Here is a 16,224-nt window from a genome sequence, read left to right on the forward strand (position 1 = left end):
TCACTCGTCGCGCTCCTCCCGGCGTCGCCTGACGACCGGCCGGCGGGGCGCCTCGGGGGCACGACGCGCCCGCTCCTCGCGGGCCGGCCGCTCCTCGCGCTGCGGTCGACGGGCCCGCTCGGGCTGCCGGCGGCGCGGCGGCGGCTGCTCCGGCTCCTCGCCGTACTCCTCGTCGTCGAAGTCGTCGCCGGCGTCGTAGTCGTCGTACTCCTGCTCCTCGACCGGACGGCGGCGCTGCGGCGGCCGGCGGCGGCCACGCCCGGCGGGCTCCTTACCGCCGCCCCGCCCCTGCTCCTCGCGGAGCGCGGTCTCGTGGTCCTTGACCACCTGGGAGTCCCGGATCTCACCCCGCCAGCCCTCGACCGAGTCCGGGTCGAGCACGGTCTCGGTCATCACGTGCCGGACGAAGTGCTTCAGCTCCAGCCGGACCCGACGGCCCTGCGCCCGCCACAGGTTGCCGGTGTGCTCGAAGAGGCCCTGCGGGTGGTACTCCAGCACCACCAGGATCCGGGTCAGCTCCGGGCCGACCTCGTGGAAGCTGACCGTGCCGTCGACCGAGCCCTTGTCGCCCTTGGACCGCCAGTGGATCAGCCGGTCCGGGATCTGCCGGACGATCGTCGACTCCCAGGTCCGGTGCGACCACAGGACCTGCGCCTTCCAGGTCATCTTCTCGTCTTCGTCGCAGTCGGCCTGCTCGACCTTCTTCATGAAGCTCGGGAAGTCGCCGAAGGTGGTCCACTGGTTGTAGGCCACCCGGACCGGCACGCCGACCTCGATGGTCTCGACGATGTTGGTGACCTTGAGCTTCTTGCCGCCGCCCCTGCCACCCTTGCCGCCACCGAACGCCGACATCAGCTTCTCCTTACCGCCGGCCACGCCGGCATGCAACACGGCCGTCAGCGGGGAGTGACCGTCGGCGAGCTTCTGCGCGCCGGTGGCCGCGGCGACCAGGCCCGGTCCACCGCCCTGCTTCGCGTACTCGCTGAGTCGACCGGTCGCGCCGGTGACCCGCTCGGTGACCACCTGCACGGCACGTTCACCGATCGCGGAGACGAGATTGCGCAGCTCGCCGCCGATCTGGTCGCGGGCGCGCCCGGCGAGGTCGCTCGTGGACATGGTCACCGCCCCCGCCACCGGCGCACGGGGGCCGGCTGCTCGTCCCGGTCCTCGTCGTCGATCTGGTCGTTGGTCTCGTCATAACCGGCGTCCGGTTGGTCGTCGAGCTCCGGTTCCTCGTCCGGAGTCGACCGCGGCCCGGGCGAACCGTCGGCGGACTGGCCGCCGGACCGGCGGCGCAGCACGTCCGCGCCGCCCCGCAGCCGACCACTCACCGCGTCGATGCCGCTGCCGGCGGCGGCGGTCGCCGCGGCCCGACCGGCGGTGACCAGCGGCGCACCGAGCTTGCCGAGGTTACTCAGCTGGGGGTTCGACCCGAGCAGGCCGGTGGCCATCTGCTTCAGGCCGGCGGGGTTCTGGCTGGCCCGGCCGGCGGCGACCGCGGCGGCCAGGGTGAGCGCCGTACGCAGCTTCCTGCGCCGACCGAGCACATATCCGAAACCGACCGCCAGGGCGATCCGAGCTCCGCTCTTCATCAGCTCTCCTTCGCTCCCCGGCGAAAGACACCTCGTGCGTCGGAGCAGGCCCGGAACGTAATTGCCGGGGATCAGCAAAGGCGGCCTGCGACGGTGTACCCCGCATCAGCGGACCCGGCCGGCAGTACCCGTCAGAGCATGCCCGAAACACGTCACAACCGGGGCGAAACGTCGCGACGCAGCAGATATGAGCAGGGGAAAGGCGAGAAGTGACGGGTGGTGTCAGCGGGTCGGCAGGGCGGAATCAAGACACATTCGGGCGTGCATTTTCCCGCCCTCTTCCCGCAGTTCCGCGCCACATTTACGAAGCACGGAAATGGCCCCGGCGTTGTCCGGCGTCGTGTCGGCCACGACCGTGTGCATGCCGGCCGCCGCGGCGGCGTGCAGCAACTCCCGCAGCGCGGCGGCGCCCAGGCCCCGACCCCGCGCCGACCGGCCGAGCCACATCCCGGTCTCCACCGTCCCCGGCTCGTCCCGGCGGGTCATCCGCACCATGCCGACCACCTCACCGCCGGACACGATCGCGAACATCAGGGTGCGCGTCGGACCGTCCAGCCCGCCGAAGCTGGCCCGGTGGAAGTCACGGAAGGCGTCCCGGCGGGCCAGCGACCAGCCGGCCGGGGCGTCCACCGGAGGCATGACGTCCTCCGGTTCCGCCTCGGCCGCCGCTACGGAGAGCAACGGCTCCATGTTCCGCTCGTCCACCGGCTCCAGCCGTACCGCACCCGTCACGAGCCGGAGTCTGCCGGCCGCTCCGGCGTGCGTCCACCCCTTTGGGCACTCATTGCCGGTACGGCGGAGCGGGTCGACCGGTCGTACCCCCGGGGTGTTCCGGCTCACGCTGCGTTGTCATCCGACCGGTCCGTTCCGGGGTGAGGGCGCTCACGCCGGAAGGAGCGCCGACGCATTCTGACAACTGTGCGTCACCGGCAAAGGTCAGTCGGTAGCTTCGGGTTGGACGGACCACGACAGGGGGTCGACATGTTGGAGCGGTTGCACGAGTCGGGAATCCGCGCGGAGCACGCCTACCTCGCCGGCTTCGTCAGCATCGGGCTCTCGTTCACCAGTTGGTTTCTCTCCAAGAGCCTGGAGCGTGCCGGCATGGCGCGGGCGGACCGTTGGGGCATCTTCATCGGCGAGTGGGCGCCGACCTTCTTCGCCATCGGCAATGGGCTGCGCACCTACGAAAAGTGAGACCCGTCAACGCCGCCGGTTGCGGGCCCGCGACGAGCGCAGCCGGCGCAGCCGGCCGATCAGCAACGGCTCGGCGGCCAGCGCGGCCGGATGGTCCAGCAACCCGTTGAGCAGTTGATAGTAGCGGGTTGCGGACAGGCCGAACGTGTCCCGGATGGCCTGCTCCTTGGCGCCGGCGTGCTTCCACCACCGGGACTCGAAGGCGAGAATCCGCCGCTCCCGCTCGGTCAGCCCACCGACCGCGTCCGCCTCGGCGGGGCCGGTCGCGTCGTCGTCGCCGGCCGCGCCCGCACCGGCCGCGTCATCACCGGCTTCGGGCGAAGAGGCACCGGCGGGCTCGGACGAGGTCTCGCCGGCAGGGTCGGACGGGGTGCGCGGCGGGGGGACGGCCGTCCGGCGCGTACCCTCCGGCGGTCCGGACGGGTCGGGCCGCTCCACCGCGGTCCGGTCCGTGGCGTCGGCGGACATGGCGCTCCTCTCCGACGAAGAAGGACCGGCGCGGGAGACGCGCCGGCCGAGGGGAACCCCAGCGTAACCAGGGCCGCCCTCGACCGCATCGCCCCGCGCGGTCCGCGCCGCCGTCGCAGAGCTACGGCGGCGCGGACCGCGGGTCAGGAGATGTCCCGCCGGCGCATCGTCCAGAACGCGCCGACCAGGGCCGCCGCGGCGCCGATGCCGAACACCACCGCCGACTGCTGCCAGGTCACCACGTACCTGGCCGGCTCGCAGGCGCCCCTGGCGAACTGGCAGGTGTCGTAGTCGAACAACTCAGCCTGTTTCATGAACCACGACTGGGCGTACGTCGAGAGCACGTAGCGGTCGCCGAACGGCACCGACAACACGCCGACCGCGATCCGGATGCCGATCTCGCTGACCGCGAAGAGCGCCACCGCCGCCCCGAGCGCCATCGCGGTGTGCCGACCCAGCGAGGCCAGCGCGAACGCGACCGCGCCGACGACGAGCACCAGCGCCACCGCCCGCAGGCCGTCCAGCCCGATCGAGCGCCACACCCCGGCGGTCATCTTCGCGGTGGTGCCGCGGGATGTGCCGATCAGCCAGAACGCGGCGGTCCACAACGCGCCGAGCACGACGCTCAGCCCGAGCATGGTGGTGAGCAGCGCGGCCAGCTTGGTGCCGAGCACGGCGAGCCGTTTCGGTCGCCACAGCAACAGGTTCATCATCCCGCCGGTGTTCCACTCGGCGCCCACGAAGGAGGCGCCGACGATGAACGCGAAGAGCGCCACCGCACCGGCGAAGACGGCGATGAACGTGGGGAACTCGGCCCGGAAGTCGAACTGGTACGGCAGGTTCCACTTCGGGTCGAACATCTCCGGCTGCGGCTGGTAGTCCTTGCCGCAGTTCGGGCCGTACCGGTCCTCGGTCTGCTCACCGCGGGCCTGGGCGGCCTCGCACTCGGTCACGGTGCGCTGCCAGTCCTGGACCGACTGCCGGTACTGGCGGTCGGACTCGGCCTGGGCGGCGGCCACCGTCTCCGGCGAGAGCTTCTGGCTGGAGAAGCTGAACGCGGTGGCCACGGTGGCGAGCCCGAGCACCAGCAGGACGAACAGCAGCCGGGTGAGCCGGCGCTTGGCGAGCCGGCGCAGCTCGGTGACGAACAGGCTCATGCGCCCCAACCTCCTGCGGTGCCGGTCTGGTCGACCTTGGCGGACTGATCGACCTGACGGTGCTGGCCGGGGACCGGCGCGGTGGCGGTCAGTTCGAGGAAGACGCTCTCCAGGTCGACCGCGACCGGGGTGAGCTCGCTGACGTAGAGGCCCTGTTCGGCGAGGAGCCGGCTGACCACCGCCGGCTTGTCCACGCCGGACAGCATCAGGTGGTCGGGCTCGCTGGCGACGCGGATCCCGGAGCGGGTGAGCGTCTCCACGGCCTGGGGCAGGTCGGTGACCGCCTCCAGGCGTACCCGCACGGAGCCCTGGGAGTGCGCCGCGAGCACCTGCTCGACCGGCCCGAAAGCGACCCGCCGGCCGAGCGAGATGATGGTGACCGAGTCGCAGATGAGCTGGATCTCGCCCAGGATGTGGCTGGAGAGCACCACGGTCATGCCGGATTCGGCGAGGTTGCGCATCAGCCCGCGCATCTCCCGGATGCCGCCCGGGTCGAGGCCGTTGGCCGGCTCGTCCAGGATCAGCAGCTTGGGCTCCTTGAGCAGCGCGGAGGCGACGGCGAGCCGCTGCTTCATGCCGAGCGAGTAGGTCTTCACCCGCTCCCCGGCCCGGTCGCGCAGCCCGACCAGCTCCAGCACCTCGTCGACCCGCTGCTTCGGCAGCTCGCCGGCCTGGGCGAGCAGGCCGAGCGTGTCCCGCGCGGAGAAGTGCGGGAAGAACTGCGGGCTCTCCACGATGGCGCCGACCTGCCCGGCGACCGCCGGCAGCGCCCGCGGCAGCTCCTGGCCGAGGATCGCCATCCGGCCGCCGTTGGGCCGGATCAGCCCGAGCAGCGTACGCAGCGTGGTGGTCTTGCCCGAACCGTTCGGGCCGAGGAAGCCGTGCACCTGGCCGGCCTCGACCCGCATGTCGAAGCCGTCGAGCGCGTGGCGGACCCCGCGTTTCCGGCTCCGGTACGTCTTACGGAGACCCTCGATCTCCAGGACAGCCGACACAGCTGACCTCCCCCGATAAGTTAGGCGACAGCGACACCATACGCGGTATGCACGCGAAGGCAATACCCGGTATGCAGGGTCGGCGTGTTAAGCGGGGGCCCCGCCTCTACCGGAGGCGTTAAGCGGGGCCCCCGCCTTAACCCTCAGGCGCAGACGACGTGCAGGCCGGCCTCGCGGAATGCCTGCACCAGGCTCGGTGACGCTCCGGAGTCGGTCACGATTGTCTCCACCCGGTCCACCGAGCAGATCCGGGCGAACGCGTGCCCGCCCAGCTTGGACGAGTCGGCGATGACCACGACCCGCTTGGCGCGGGCCACCATGAGGCTGTTCATGGCCGCCTCGCCCTCGTGGTGCGCGGCGGCGCCGAGCTGCGGGTCGATCGCGTCCACGCCGAGCAGCGCGACGTCCAGGGTGACCTCGCGCAGCAACGCCCCGCCCAGCGGCCCGACCAGCTCGAACGACTTCGGCCGGACCACGCCGCCGGCCACCACCACCTTCATCCGCGAGCGCACCAGCAGCTCGTTGGCGATGTTCAGCGCGTTGGTGACCACGGTGAGCTGGGCCCCCTCGGCGCTCGTGTTGAGATCCGGCCGGACCGCCAGGGCGCGGGCCACCTCGGTGCTCGTGGTGCCGCCGTTCAGCCCGACCACCGTGCCCGGGGACACGAGCGCGGCGGCGGCGGCGCCGATCCGCTGCTTCTCCGCCGAGTGCTTGGCGGTCTTGTAACGCAGCGGCAGGTCGTAGGAGACGCCGTTGGCGACCGCGCCGCCCCGGGTCCGCGTGATCATCTGCTGCTGGGCGAGCTGGTCGAAGTCCCGCCGGATGGTCGCCTGGGAGACCTCCAGCCGCTCGGCCGCCTCCTCGACGCTGACCCGGCCGCTGTCGGTGAGCATCTCGAGCAGCGCGTTCCAACGCGCGTAGCGGTCCACCGCGGGGGCCTCCCCTGCCTGTGCACGTACGGTGATCGGTTGCGTGCACAGTAGTGCGCGAAACTGGGTCTGCGCAAAACCCTGTTCTGCGCGAACGGGGAGACGGTTGCGACGCCCACCTCACTTCGCGCAGAATGACGCGCGAAAGAAGGCTGGATCGCGCCGTATTGCGCAAGGTCTCCCGTGGCGAGGAGTGGTGATGGCGTACGTGCACGCGGAGATCGCGAGCCAACCCGACTGCTGGCGGGAGGCGGCCCGGCTCGCGCCGACCGTCGCCGAGCGCCTGCCGCGCCCCGGTGAGCGGGTCGCCGTGGTCGGTTGCGGCACGTCGTGGTTCATGGCGGAGGCGTACGCCGGGCTGCGCGAAACCGCCGGCCAGGGCGAGACCGACGCCTTCCAGGCCAGCGAGTTCCCGACCGGCCGCCGCTACGACCGGCTCATCGCGATCACCCGCTCCGGCACCACCACCGAGGTGCTCGACCTGCTCGCCGCGCTGCGCGGGCAGATCCCCACCACGGTCCTGGTGGGCGACCCGGCCTCGCCCGCCGTCGACCTGGCCGACGCCACGGTCGCGCTGCCCTTCGCGGACGAGCGCTCCGTCGTGCAGACCCGCTTCGCCACCACCGCGCTGGCGCTGCTCCGCGCCCATCTCGGCGAGGACCTCGGCCGGCTGGCCGCCGACGCCGAGGTGGCCGTCCGGGCCCCGCTGCCGATCGACCCGGCCCGCATCGAGCAGGTCACGTTCCTCGGTCGCGGCTGGACCGTCGGGCTGGCCCAGGAGGCCGCGCTGAAGTGCCGCGAGGCGGCCACGTTCTGGGCCGAGGCATACCCGGCCATGGACTACCGCCACGGTCCCATCTCGATCGGCGCGCCGGGCCGGCTGGTCTGGGCGTTCGGCGGGATCCCGGACGGGCTCGCCGAGGACGTGGCGGCCACCGGCGCGGCGTTCGTGCACAGCCGCACGCACGGCTGCCACACCGTGCTGACGAGCTGGGCGGCCGGCCGTAACCCGGTCGACCCGATGGCCGACCTGATCCTCGCCCAGCGCTTCGCGGTCGCGCTGGCCACCAGCCGCGGCCTCGACCCCGACGCGCCCCGCCACCTGACCCGCTCCGTGGTTCTGGCATGAGCGAACGCACCGAGCGCAGCGAGGGCCGTGAGCGCATGCCCAGCCGGAACCCAGCGTGATCCAGCGCGACGAGGTCGTCGTCGCGCTGGACGTGGGCGGCACCGGGATGAAGTGCGCCCTGGTCCGGCCGGACGGCACGACCGTGCACACCGAACGGCACGCCACCGACGCCCAGCGCGGGCCGGAGGCCGTGGTCGGGACGGTCCTCGACGTGGCCGAGGGCCTGGCCGCCACCGCCCGCGCCGGCGGTTTCACGCCGGTGGCCTGCGGCATCGCCGTGCCCGGGGTGGTCGACGAGGCCCACGGGGTGGCGGTCTGGTCGGCGAACGTGGGCTTCCGGGACGTACCCCTGCGGGACCTGGCGCGGGCGCGCCTGCGCCTGCCCGCGGCGCTCGGCCACGACGTCCGGGTGGGCGGCCTGGCCGAGGCCCGGCTCGGTGCCGGCCGCGACGCCGGCCACGTGCTCTTCGTCGCGATCGGCACCGGCATCGCCGCCGCGCACGTCGTCGACGGGTCGGCCGCCGCCGGCGCGCACGGCGCCGCCGGGGAGATCGGACACATTCTGGTACGCCCCGGCGGCCCGCGCTGCGGCTGCGGCCGGACCGGCTGCCTGGAGGCGGTGGCCTCGGCCTCGGCGATCGGCCGCCGCTACACGGAGCTGGCCGGGGTGCCGACGACCGCCGCCGAGGTGGCCGACCGGGCGGCGGCCGGCGAGCAGCTCGCCGGTGCGGTCTGGCGGGAGGCGGTCGAGGCGCTCGCCGACGGGCTCGCCACCGGGCAGGCGCTGTACGACGTGGCTACCGTGGTGATCGGCGGCGGGCTGGCCCAGGCCGGTCCCCGGCTGTTCGACCCGCTGCGCGACGCGCTGCGCGAGCGGCTGACGTTCCACCGCGAGCCGCGCCTGGTCGCGGCCGCCCTCGGCGACGAGGCCGGCTGCCTCGGCGCCGCCCTGCTGGCCCTGGACACCCTGGCGAAGGAGAGTTGATGACCCGGCGCGTGACCGGCAAGGTGGTGACCCCGACCGGCGTCATCCGGCAGGGCTGCGTGGAGATCCGGGACGGCCGGATCAGCGCGGTCGCCGACTATCCGTCGGTGCGCGACGGACACTGGATCGTGCCCGGCTTCGTGGACATGCACACCCACGGCGGCGGCGGCCACACGTTCACCACCGGCGACCCGGCTGCCGCCCGGCAGGCCGCCGCGTTCCACCTCGGGCATGGCACCACCACGCTGCTGGCCAGCCTGGTCAGCTCCCCGTTCGCGCTGATGCGGGACGCCACCGCCGCGTTCCGGCCGCTCGTCGAGTCGGGCGTGCTCGCCGGCCTCCACTTCGAGGGCCCCTACCTGTCCGCCGACCGCTGCGGGGCGCAGAACCCGGAGTTCCTGCGCGACCCGTCCACCGACGAGCTGACCGAGCTGATCGAACTGGGCGGCGGCGCGGTCCGGATGGTCACGCTGGCCCCCGAGCGTGCGGGCGCCACCGCGGCGATCGAGCTGCTGGTGGCGAACGGCGTGGTGACGGCCGTCGGGCACACGGACGCCACCTGGGCGCAGACCCGCGCGGCGGTGGCCGCCGGGGCGAGCGTCGGCACCCACCTGTTCAACGGGATGCGTCCGGTGCACCACCGCGAGCCCGGCCCGGTGGTGGCGCTGCTGGAGGCCCCGAACGTGGTGTGCGAGCTGGTCGCCGACGGCGTGCACCTGCACGACGGCATGCTCGGCTTCGCCACCTCGGTCGCCGGCCCGGACCGGGCCGCCCTGGTCACCGACGCGATGGCCGCCGCCGGCATGCCCGACGGCGAGTACGAGCTGGGCGGCCAGGCGGTCACCGTGGCCGGTGGCGAGGCCCGGCTCAGCCGGGACGGCGCGATCGCCGGCAGCACGCTCACCATGGACGCCGCGCTGCGGCACGCGGTCGGCGCGGGCGTCGCGCTGCCCGACGCCGTCCGGATGGCCGCCACCACCCCGGCCCGCGCGCTCGGCCTCGGCGACCGGGTGGGCGCGCTCCAGGCCGGCCTGCGCGCCGACCTGGTGGTGCTCGACGACGACCTGAACGTGGTCCGGGTGATGCGCGCCGGCGAGTGGGTGGAGTGAGTCAGGCGGTGGGCACCTCGACGCCGAGCACGGCCTGCTCGTCCGGGCGGTGCACCAGGACGTCGGCCAGATAGGAGTGCACCGCCCGGCGCATCCCCACGTCTCGGCCGGCCTGCTCGGAGAGCAGCCATTTGTGCTCGATGATCTGGGCGAACAGCTCCTGCGGCTCCAGCTTGCGGCGCAGGTGCGCGGGCACCGCCCGGACCACCGGCTCGAACACCTCGGTGAGCCAGCGGTGCGCCGCCTGCTGCTCGTCGGTCAGGTCGCTCTCCACCCGGTAGGCGTCCAGGTCGTTGAGGAGCTTGCGGGCCTGGTTCTCCTCGGCGTCCAGACCGGTCAGCCGCAGCAGCCGCCGGGTGTGGTAGCCGGCGTCGACCACCTTGGGCCGCACCAGGTAGCGCCCGTTGTCGACGGTCGACAGCGCCACCTCGGCCACGTCGAAGCCCAGCTCGTTGAGGCGACGGATGCGGCCCTCGATGTCGTGCCGGGCGGCGCGCTCAACCTGCTGCTCGTAGGTGATCTCGTGCCAGAGCTGCTCGTAGCGCCGCACCACCTCCTCGCAGACCACCTCCGGGTCGATCGACTCGTGCAGCAGGCCGGCGGCCTGGAGGTCGAGCGCCTCGCCGAAGATGTTCACCCGGGCGATCTCCAGGTCCTCCCCGCGCTGGCCGTTGGAGAGCGACGGGTGCAACGCCCCGGTCTCGGCGTCCACCAGGTAGGCGGCGAACGCGCCCGCGTCCCGCCGGAACAGCGTGTTCGACAGCGAGCAGTCACCCCAGAAGAAACCGGTCAGGTGCATCCGGACGATCAGCGCGGCCAGCGCGTCCAGCAGCCGGTTCATCGTCTCCGGGCGCAGCGTGTTGGAGAACAGCGCCCGGTAGGGCAGGGAGAACTGGAGGTGCCGGGTGATCAGCACCGGGTCGAGCGGCTCGCCGTCGTCGGTCTGCCGGTCCGCCACGATCGCGATCGCCTCGACCGACGGGAAGTCGATCCGCTCCAGCGCCCGCAGCAGGTCGTACTCGCGCTCGGCGACCCGCTCCCCGGTCTCCTTCACCGCGTAGACGTAGCCGCCGAGCCGGACGAACCGGACGATGTGCCGGGAGATGCCCTGGGGTAGCGCCACCAGATGCTCGGCAGGCCACTCGGCCAGCGGGGTCGACCAGGGAAGGTCGAGCAACGCCGGGTCGACGAGGGCCGAAGTGATCCGCACGGCCACCAGTGTGACCGGTGACCGCCGGGGAACGCTTCCCTTCGTGGCTCGGCACACAACCGCCGCTGCCCCGGCCGCCGTCGGCGGCCGGTAGCGTGTGCGCGTGCGTCAGACCTCAGGGGTACGCCGCGACCTGCGGCTGCGGCCCGTCCGACCGGCCGGGTGGTGGTGCGACGGGCTGCTGCTCGCCGCGCTCGTGGCGCTGACCGTGACACTTGCCGCAGGGCACCTGTTCGGGCTCGACCGGGCCGTCGCCGACTGGTCCGCCGCGCACCGGCCGACCGTCGCCCGCTGGATCGCGATGGCGTTCAACCTGCTCGGCCAGGGCACCCCGCTGACGCTGCTGGCGGCCGGGCTGGGCGTGCTGCTGGCGCTGCGGCTGCGGGCGGTGCGGGCGGTGCTTCCGCCGGTGGCGGCGTTCGTGCTGACGTTCTGCACGATCGGTCCGCTGAAGGTGTGGACCGCACGACCGGCGCCGAGCGCCAGCGTGAAGGAGCCGTTCCTGCCACCCGAGCAGACGCTGCCGCTGTTCCAGCACGAACTGCCGGTGCGCTTCGCCCAGTCGTACCCGTCCGGGCACGTGGCCAACGCGATCGTCTGGTACGGCGTGCTCGCCCTGCTGCTGGCCCCGCTGCTGCGCACGGTCGGCCGCGCCGTCCCGCCCCGGCTGATCACCGTGGTCCGGGTGGCGCCCCCGGCGATCGTCTTCTGCACCACCGTCTACCTGGGCTGGCACTGGCTCACCGACTCGGTCGCCGGGCTGCTGCTCGGCCTGCTGCTGGACCGGCTGCTGCGCCGGGTGCCCTGGGACACCCTGCCGCTGCCCCGGCGGCTCGGCGAGTGGGCGCGGCCGGTGGTCTGGTCCGCCCCGGACTGAGCAGCGGCCGACCGGCCCGGCGCCGCCCCGGCTCGTAAGGCGGCCGACCGGCTCGTCCGCGCCGACTTCGTAAGGCGGCCGACCGGCCCGGATCGGTCCGCCGGCCGAGGACGGCACCCGCTGTTCACCGCCGGAGCCTAGGCTGCCTCTGTGGAACGGCTGGCGCGGCGGCTCGGCGTACCCGATGCGGTGGTCATCGGTCTGGGCTCGATGCTCGGCGCGGGCGTCTTCGTGGTCTTCGCCCCGGCCGCGGCGGCGGCCGGCGGCGCCGGCCTGCTTGTCGCGCTCACGCTGGCCGGCTTCATCGCGTTCTGCAACGCCATCAGCTCGGCGCGGCTCGCCGCCCGTTACCCGGAATCCGGCGGCACCTACGTCTACGGCCGGGAGCGGCTGCACCCGTTCGCCGGTTTCGTCGCCGGGTGGGGGTTCGTGGTCGGCAAGACGGCGAGCTGCGCGGCGATGGCGCTGACCATCGGGGCCTACCTGTGGCCGGGGCGGGCGCGGCTCGTCGCGGTCCTCGCGGTGGTGGCGGTGACCGCGGTGAACCTGCGCGGCATCGGCAGGACCGCGACCGCCACCCGGGTGCTCGTCGCGGTGGTGCTCACCGTGCTGGCCGTGGTGGCGGTGACCGGCGCGCCGCACGTCGCGGCCGACCGGCTCACCGGCGTCGCCGACGTCGGTACGCACGGCGTGCTCACCGCCGCCGGCCTGCTCTTCTTCGCCTTCGCCGGCTACGCGCGGATCGCCACGCTCGGCGAGGAGGTCCGCGACCCGGAACGCACCATCGGACGCGCGGTGCCGCTGGCGCTCGGCGCGGTGCTGGCGATCTACCTGACGCTCGCCGTGGTCGCGCTCGGCGTGCTCGGCTCCGGCCGGCTCGCCGCCTCGACGGCCCCGCTCGTCGACGTGGTGACCGCGGCCGGCCGGCCCGGACTGGCCTGGCTGGTGCGGGCCGGGGCTACGGTCGCGGTGACCGGGGTGCTGCTCTCCCTGCTCGCCGGCGTCGGGCGCACCACGCTGGCGATGGCCCGCCGCCGGGACCTGCCGGGCGCGCTGGCCGCCGTGCACCCGCGCCACCGGGTGCCGCACCGCGCCGAGCTGGCCGTGGCCGCCGTGGTGATCGTCGTGGTGGCGCTTGCCGACGTCCGGGGCGCGATCGGCTTCTCCAGTTTCACCGTGCTCGTCTACTACGCGATCACCAACGCCTCGGCGTTGACGCTCGGCCCGTCGCTGCTCGCCGCGCTGGGACTGGTCGGGTGCCTGGTGCTCGCGGTCAGCCTGCCGCTGCCAAGCGTCCTCGCCGGCTTCGGCGTGCTCGCCCTCGGCGCCGCCTGGTACGCCGTCCGCCACACCGCCCGCGCGACCTGACCCTGCTCACTCGGTCGCGCGTGGATGGCCGGTGCCCGCATAGGTGAGCCACACCGTGCGGCGCTCGTCGTCGATCAGATACCAGATCCGGCCGCCGCCGGTCACCTCGTACTGCCAGCGTTCCAGGGCCTGGCCCTTCCAGTGGCTGGTCGCCAACAAGCCCTTGAGTCGGTGATGACGGTCGGGGTTCGCCATGGATCGCGGGTCCGCCCGCAGCGCTTCGAACGCCCGGCGCAGGTTCGTCGGCACCTGGCGGGCCAGATGCTCCCAGCCCTCTGCAGCGGCCGAGTCGGCGAAGCGCAGTTCGTACTCGCCCGCGACGGCCGGCGGCGCCGCCCAATCGCCCCGTTTCGGGCTCACGGCTGCGCGTCCGGCGCAGGCACCGGACCGAAGTCTCCGCTGGGCTCCCCGCCGACGTGCTCGAGCAGGACGGGATCGGCGTGCACCTCGGCAGTGTGCCGCCACTGGGTCAGCAGGACCGCGACGGGCGACAGATTCTCCAGTGAGGCGGCGCCCTGCGCGACCGTGGTCAGCTCAGCGAGCAACTGGTCGACGTCCTCGTCGGGCAGGAAGGCGACCCAGGGCAGGGCCTCGCCCAACACTCGACGGACGGCCGCCAACGGCCCGGTACGAACCATGCCGGCCAGTAGTCGGGCGGTGAAATCGACGACGACCGCGTCCCGTTCCAACTGGTCGGCGCGGGTCAACGCCAGGTCACCGGCACCCCGACGGCGCAACCGCAGGGCGCGCACCTTCTCCAGCCGGTCCGCCGTGGCGGCCGGATGATGGAGGAATTCGCTGAAGGGAAGCTCTTCATAGACCGCACCCATGACTTCCACACTACCTTGGAACTAGCGCCGGTGGGTTACTCATCAGGTTGGCGGGGAAACGGCGCGGCGGGCGGTCCGGGTGTGGTCTCCCGCAGCAGGGCGGTCAGCCCGGCCCGGCGGGCCACCACCGTCAACCGGTCGCCGGCGCGCAGCACCACCCGCGGGTCGACCGACCAGTCGGCCTTCTGCCCGGTGCGGGTGTGCGCGAGCAGGCGCACCTCGCCCGGACGGGCGACCGCGCCGAGCGGACGACCGTCAAGCGGCGAGTCGGCCACCACCGGCACCTCGGTGACCAGCAGCGCGTGCCGGTCGACCGGGATGGTGGCGATCACCGCGCGGTCCAGCAGGGCCGCCGCGAACGACGGCGCGGCCAGGTAGGACACGCTGCGCGAGATGCCGATCCCGAACGCCTGCTGGATCCGCTCGGCGAAGTCGCCGTCGAACAACCGCAGCACCACCCGCAGATCCGGGTCGAGGGAACGGGCGATGAGCGCGGCACGCAGGTTCGCCCCGTCGTCGGTGGAGACCACCACGAGCGCCTGGCTGGTGTCGACCGAGGCGGCGCGGAGCGTCTCCTCCAGGCCGGCGTCGGCGACGATCACCGGCACCCCCAGCCGGTGCGCAAGCGCGGCGCCCCGCGCGTCGGGGTCCTTGTCGATCGCCACCACCTCGACGCCGAAGTCGTGCAGCTGGGCCATCACCCGGGTGCCGATGTTGCCCAACCCGACCACCACCACGTGCCCGGAGCGGTCGGGTTGGATCCGGCCGGAGTGCAGGGCCAGCCGGGCGTTGACGATGCCGTCGACCACGGCGGCGGTGATCAGCGGGATCAGCGCCAGCCCGGCCAGGTTGAGCACCACCTGCATCACCTGGGCGGCGGCCGGCTTGGTGACGTCCGGATCCTGGCCGCTGAGCGTGGTGACCAGCGTGAGGTAGAGCGCCTCGCCCCAGGTGACGCCCGCCGCCCGGGCGTTCAACCAGCCGAGTACCGCGATCACCCCCAGCAGCACCAGCACCGCGATGCCGATCTTGCGGGTGGCGAAGCTGCGGGCCGCCCGGAGCACCATCGCCACCGGCTGGCGGCGCCGCCGGGCCCGCACCAGCCGGCGGGCGGCCAGCTCGGTGCCCGCCGGGCGGCCGGTCGCCTCGGCCAGCACCACGTCGGCCGCGACCTCGTCGGCCGGCAACACCCGGACCAGCTCCGGGTCGGTCGTGACGGCCAGGCCGCAGACCACGTCCTGCGGGCGTACGTCGGCGCGACGGGCCACGTAGAGCGTGCGACCGGCGTGCCGGAAGTGGGTCGGCGCCAACTCGCCGAGCGCGGCGGCGACGAATGCGGGAGCGGCCATCGAGGCGTCGGAGATGACCGCCGAATCGGGAAAGAGCTGACGCAGCCCGTCGGCCAGATTGGTGTTGTACATCCGCACCACCAGGCGCAGCCGGGGCTCGACCGCCTGGGCGCAGAGCGCGGCGTGCATGTTGCCCACGTCGTCCTGGTGCAGCAGGGCCAGCCCGTCCGCGTCGGCCAGCCCGGCCCGCCGGAACGTGGCCTCGTCCAGCCGGTCCGCCGTCACCACGCGTACCCCTGGCACATCCCGCCCGTCGGGGCCGTCGGAGCGGCGGCGTTCCGGCACCACGAGCGTGACCCGGACCTGACCGGCGGTCGGATCGGTGGCGAGCAGCGCCCGCACCACCCAGTAGGCAAGCGGGTCGGAGCCGCAGACCACGTAGTGCGGCAGCTCGTCCCCGTTCGGCCGGAACCGCCACCCGGTCGCGCGGCGCGCGCGGTCGCGCAGGGGCTCGGCCATGCCCGGATCGTAGCCAGCCGCTCGCGGCCGGCGCAGCCCCCGATCTTGAACGCATGTCACGGCCGGGCGCGGGTAGAGCAGCGCCATGCAGACGTTCCTGCCGTATCCGGACTTCCTGGCCAGCGCCCGGACGCTGGACCAGAAGCGGCTGGGCAAGCAGCGGGTGGAGGCCATCCAGGTGCTGCGCGGGCTGACCCGGCCGGACTACGGCTGGCGCAACCATCCCGCCGTGAAGATGTGGGCCGGGTACGAGGAGGCGCTGACCCGCTACGGGCTGGACATGTGCGCGGTGTGGTGCGAGCCGGGCCGGGCCGACACCTGCGCCGGCACGCTCGCCACCGACCTCGCCGCCGCCTGCGGCGTCACAACGATCCGGACCCAGGACGAGCTGGCCGCCGCCGGTGACCTACCGCCCTGGCTGGGCCGTGACGACCTGCACCGCAGCCACCGTTCGTCCCTGCTGCGCAAGGACCCCATCCACTACACCCCGCTCTTCCCTCCCGACACCCCACCCGACCTGGACTACGTCTGGCCCCCCTCCGACCGCCCCCGCCCCTGCCTCCCGTGAAAGGC

General features: G+C 73.5%; 18 protein-coding genes. 7 read left to right on the forward strand and 11 right to left on the reverse strand.

All coding sequences use genetic code 11. From position 1 onward, the window contains the following. The 3 genes from O7613_RS23060 to O7613_RS23070 form a co-directional block, all read right to left on the reverse strand. Entirely contained in the window at positions 1–1,116 is a 1,116-nt protein-coding gene (locus O7613_RS23060) for an SRPBCC family protein (RefSeq protein ID WP_282289947.1), read from the reverse strand. A gap of 2 nt (positions 1,117–1,118) precedes the next feature. Next, positions 1,119–1,592 (reverse strand): hypothetical protein, encoded by a 474-nt coding sequence (locus O7613_RS23065; RefSeq protein ID WP_282289948.1) that lies wholly within the window; start codon positions 1,590–1,592, stop codon positions 1,119–1,121. Between the two features lie 222 nt (positions 1,593–1,814). Beyond that, positions 1,815–2,324 carry a GNAT family N-acetyltransferase gene (locus tag O7613_RS23070; RefSeq protein ID WP_281586376.1) on the reverse strand — a complete coding sequence of 170 codons (510 nt, stop codon included), beginning with the start codon at positions 2,322–2,324 and terminating at the stop codon, positions 1,815–1,817. 249 nt (positions 2,325–2,573) lie between these two features. Here O7613_RS23070 and O7613_RS23075 point away from each other — a divergent pair, with 249 nt between their 5' ends. Further along, entirely contained in the window at positions 2,574–2,786 is a 213-nt protein-coding gene (locus O7613_RS23075) for a hypothetical protein (protein WP_281586375.1), read from the forward strand. A gap of 6 nt (positions 2,787–2,792) precedes the next feature. Here O7613_RS23075 and O7613_RS23080 read toward each other — a convergent pair whose 3' ends face one another. The 4 genes from O7613_RS23080 to O7613_RS23095 all read right to left on the reverse strand — a co-directional run bounded on the left by O7613_RS23080 (position 2,793) and on the right by O7613_RS23095 (position 6,335). Beyond that, entirely contained in the window at positions 2,793–3,254 is a 462-nt protein-coding gene (locus O7613_RS23080; protein WP_282289950.1) for a DUF3263 domain-containing protein, read from the reverse strand. 143 nt (positions 3,255–3,397) lie between these two features. Then, complete coding sequence (locus O7613_RS23085; protein ID WP_282289952.1) at positions 3,398–4,411, reverse strand: ABC transporter permease subunit; 1,014 nt, start codon at positions 4,409–4,411, stop codon at positions 3,398–3,400. Then, positions 4,408–5,406: an ATP-binding cassette domain-containing protein gene (locus tag O7613_RS23090; RefSeq protein WP_282289954.1), complete on the reverse strand. Its 999-nt coding sequence runs from the start codon at positions 5,404–5,406 to the stop codon at positions 4,408–4,410. The genes O7613_RS23085 and O7613_RS23090 overlap by 4 nt, the downstream gene beginning before the upstream one ends. 143 nt (positions 5,407–5,549) lie before the next feature. Next, complete coding sequence (locus O7613_RS23095; protein WP_282289956.1) at positions 5,550–6,335, reverse strand: DeoR/GlpR family DNA-binding transcription regulator; 786 nt, start codon at positions 6,333–6,335, stop codon at positions 5,550–5,552. A 199-nt stretch (positions 6,336–6,534) separates the two neighbouring features. On the opposite strand from O7613_RS23095, the gene O7613_RS23100 reads away from it, so the two are divergent. The 3 genes from O7613_RS23100 to nagA are packed head-to-tail and all read left to right on the forward strand — an operon-like array spanning position 6,535 to position 9,558. Beyond that, on the forward strand, positions 6,535–7,464 hold the full coding sequence (locus tag O7613_RS23100) for a sugar isomerase (protein WP_281586371.1): 930 nt from the start codon (positions 6,535–6,537) through the stop codon (positions 7,462–7,464). 55 nt (positions 7,465–7,519) lie between these two features. After that, complete coding sequence (locus O7613_RS23105; RefSeq protein ID WP_282289958.1) at positions 7,520–8,449, forward strand: ROK family protein; 930 nt, start codon at positions 7,520–7,522, stop codon at positions 8,447–8,449. After that, positions 8,449–9,558: an N-acetylglucosamine-6-phosphate deacetylase gene (gene nagA / locus O7613_RS23110; protein WP_282289960.1), complete on the forward strand. Its 1,110-nt coding sequence runs from the start codon at positions 8,449–8,451 to the stop codon at positions 9,556–9,558. The genes O7613_RS23105 and nagA overlap by 1 nt, the downstream gene beginning before the upstream one ends. Position 9,559: 1 nt before the next feature. Here nagA and O7613_RS23115 read toward each other — a convergent pair whose 3' ends face one another. Further along, positions 9,560–10,768 (reverse strand): DUF4032 domain-containing protein, encoded by a 1,209-nt coding sequence (locus O7613_RS23115; protein ID WP_282289962.1) that lies wholly within the window; start codon positions 10,766–10,768, stop codon positions 9,560–9,562. 103 nt (positions 10,769–10,871) lie between these two features. Between O7613_RS23115 and O7613_RS23120 the strand changes: the two genes are divergently transcribed. Beyond that, on the forward strand, positions 10,872–11,645 hold the full coding sequence (locus tag O7613_RS23120; RefSeq protein ID WP_282289964.1) for a phosphatase PAP2 family protein: 774 nt from the start codon (positions 10,872–10,874) through the stop codon (positions 11,643–11,645). Positions 11,646–11,795: 150 nt separating this feature from the next. Next, the gene (locus tag O7613_RS23125) at positions 11,796–13,013 is read left to right on the forward strand and encodes an APC family permease (protein WP_282289966.1); all 1,218 of its coding nucleotides are present in this window, start codon (positions 11,796–11,798) and stop codon (positions 13,011–13,013) included. Between the two features lie 6 nt (positions 13,014–13,019). Here the strand turns inward: O7613_RS23125 and O7613_RS23130 are convergent, their stop codons facing one another. Genes O7613_RS23130 through O7613_RS23140 form a run of 3 tightly spaced genes read right to left on the reverse strand, consistent with a single transcriptional unit; the run spans position 13,020 to position 15,651 of the window. After that, a complete protein-coding gene (locus tag O7613_RS23130) occupies positions 13,020–13,373 on the reverse strand; it encodes a hypothetical protein (protein ID WP_282289967.1) in 354 nt (117 codons plus the stop codon). Beyond that, positions 13,370–13,843 (reverse strand): hypothetical protein, encoded by a 474-nt coding sequence (locus tag O7613_RS23135; RefSeq protein ID WP_281586364.1) that lies wholly within the window; start codon positions 13,841–13,843, stop codon positions 13,370–13,372. The genes O7613_RS23130 and O7613_RS23135 overlap by 4 nt, the downstream gene beginning before the upstream one ends. Positions 13,844–13,878: 35 nt before the next feature. After that, complete coding sequence (locus O7613_RS23140) at positions 13,879–15,651, reverse strand: NAD-binding protein (RefSeq protein ID WP_282289968.1); 1,773 nt, start codon at positions 15,649–15,651, stop codon at positions 13,879–13,881. Between the two features lie 85 nt (positions 15,652–15,736). On the opposite strand from O7613_RS23140, the gene O7613_RS23145 reads away from it, so the two are divergent. Next, a complete protein-coding gene (locus tag O7613_RS23145) occupies positions 15,737–16,219 on the forward strand; it encodes an MSMEG_6728 family protein (RefSeq protein ID WP_281586362.1) in 483 nt (160 codons plus the stop codon). The last annotated feature ends 5 nt before the right edge of the window (positions 16,220–16,224 follow it).

Source organism: Micromonospora sp. WMMD975, from assembly GCF_029581215.1.
GTDB lineage: Bacteria > Actinomycetota > Actinomycetes > Mycobacteriales > Micromonosporaceae > Micromonospora.

Excerpts from the sequence above, each read along its gene's own strand:
- O7613_RS23060 (WP_282289947.1), bottom strand. The coding sequence starts at position 1,116 with ATGTCCACGAGCGACCTCGCCGGGCGCGCCCGCGACCAGATCGGCGGC.
- O7613_RS23065 (WP_282289948.1), bottom strand. The coding sequence starts at position 1,592 with ATGAAGAGCGGAGCTCGGATCGCCCTGGCGGTCGGTTTCGGATATGTG.
- O7613_RS23075 (WP_281586375.1), top strand. The coding sequence starts at position 2,574 with ATGTTGGAGCGGTTGCACGAGTCGGGAATCCGCGCGGAGCACGCCTAC.
- O7613_RS23080 (WP_282289950.1), bottom strand. The coding sequence starts at position 3,254 with ATGTCCGCCGACGCCACGGACCGGACCGCGGTGGAGCGGCCCGACCCG.
- O7613_RS23085 (WP_282289952.1), bottom strand. The coding sequence starts at position 4,411 with ATGAGCCTGTTCGTCACCGAGCTGCGCCGGCTCGCCAAGCGCCGGCTC.
- O7613_RS23100 (WP_281586371.1), top strand. The coding sequence starts at position 6,535 with ATGGCGTACGTGCACGCGGAGATCGCGAGCCAACCCGACTGCTGGCGG.
- nagA (WP_282289960.1), top strand. The coding sequence starts at position 8,449 with ATGACCCGGCGCGTGACCGGCAAGGTGGTGACCCCGACCGGCGTCATC.
- O7613_RS23135 (WP_281586364.1), bottom strand. The coding sequence starts at position 13,843 with ATGGGTGCGGTCTATGAAGAGCTTCCCTTCAGCGAATTCCTCCATCAT.
- O7613_RS23140 (WP_282289968.1), bottom strand. The coding sequence starts at position 15,651 with ATGGCCGAGCCCCTGCGCGACCGCGCGCGCCGCGCGACCGGGTGGCGG.
- O7613_RS23145 (WP_281586362.1), top strand. The coding sequence starts at position 15,737 with ATGCAGACGTTCCTGCCGTATCCGGACTTCCTGGCCAGCGCCCGGACG.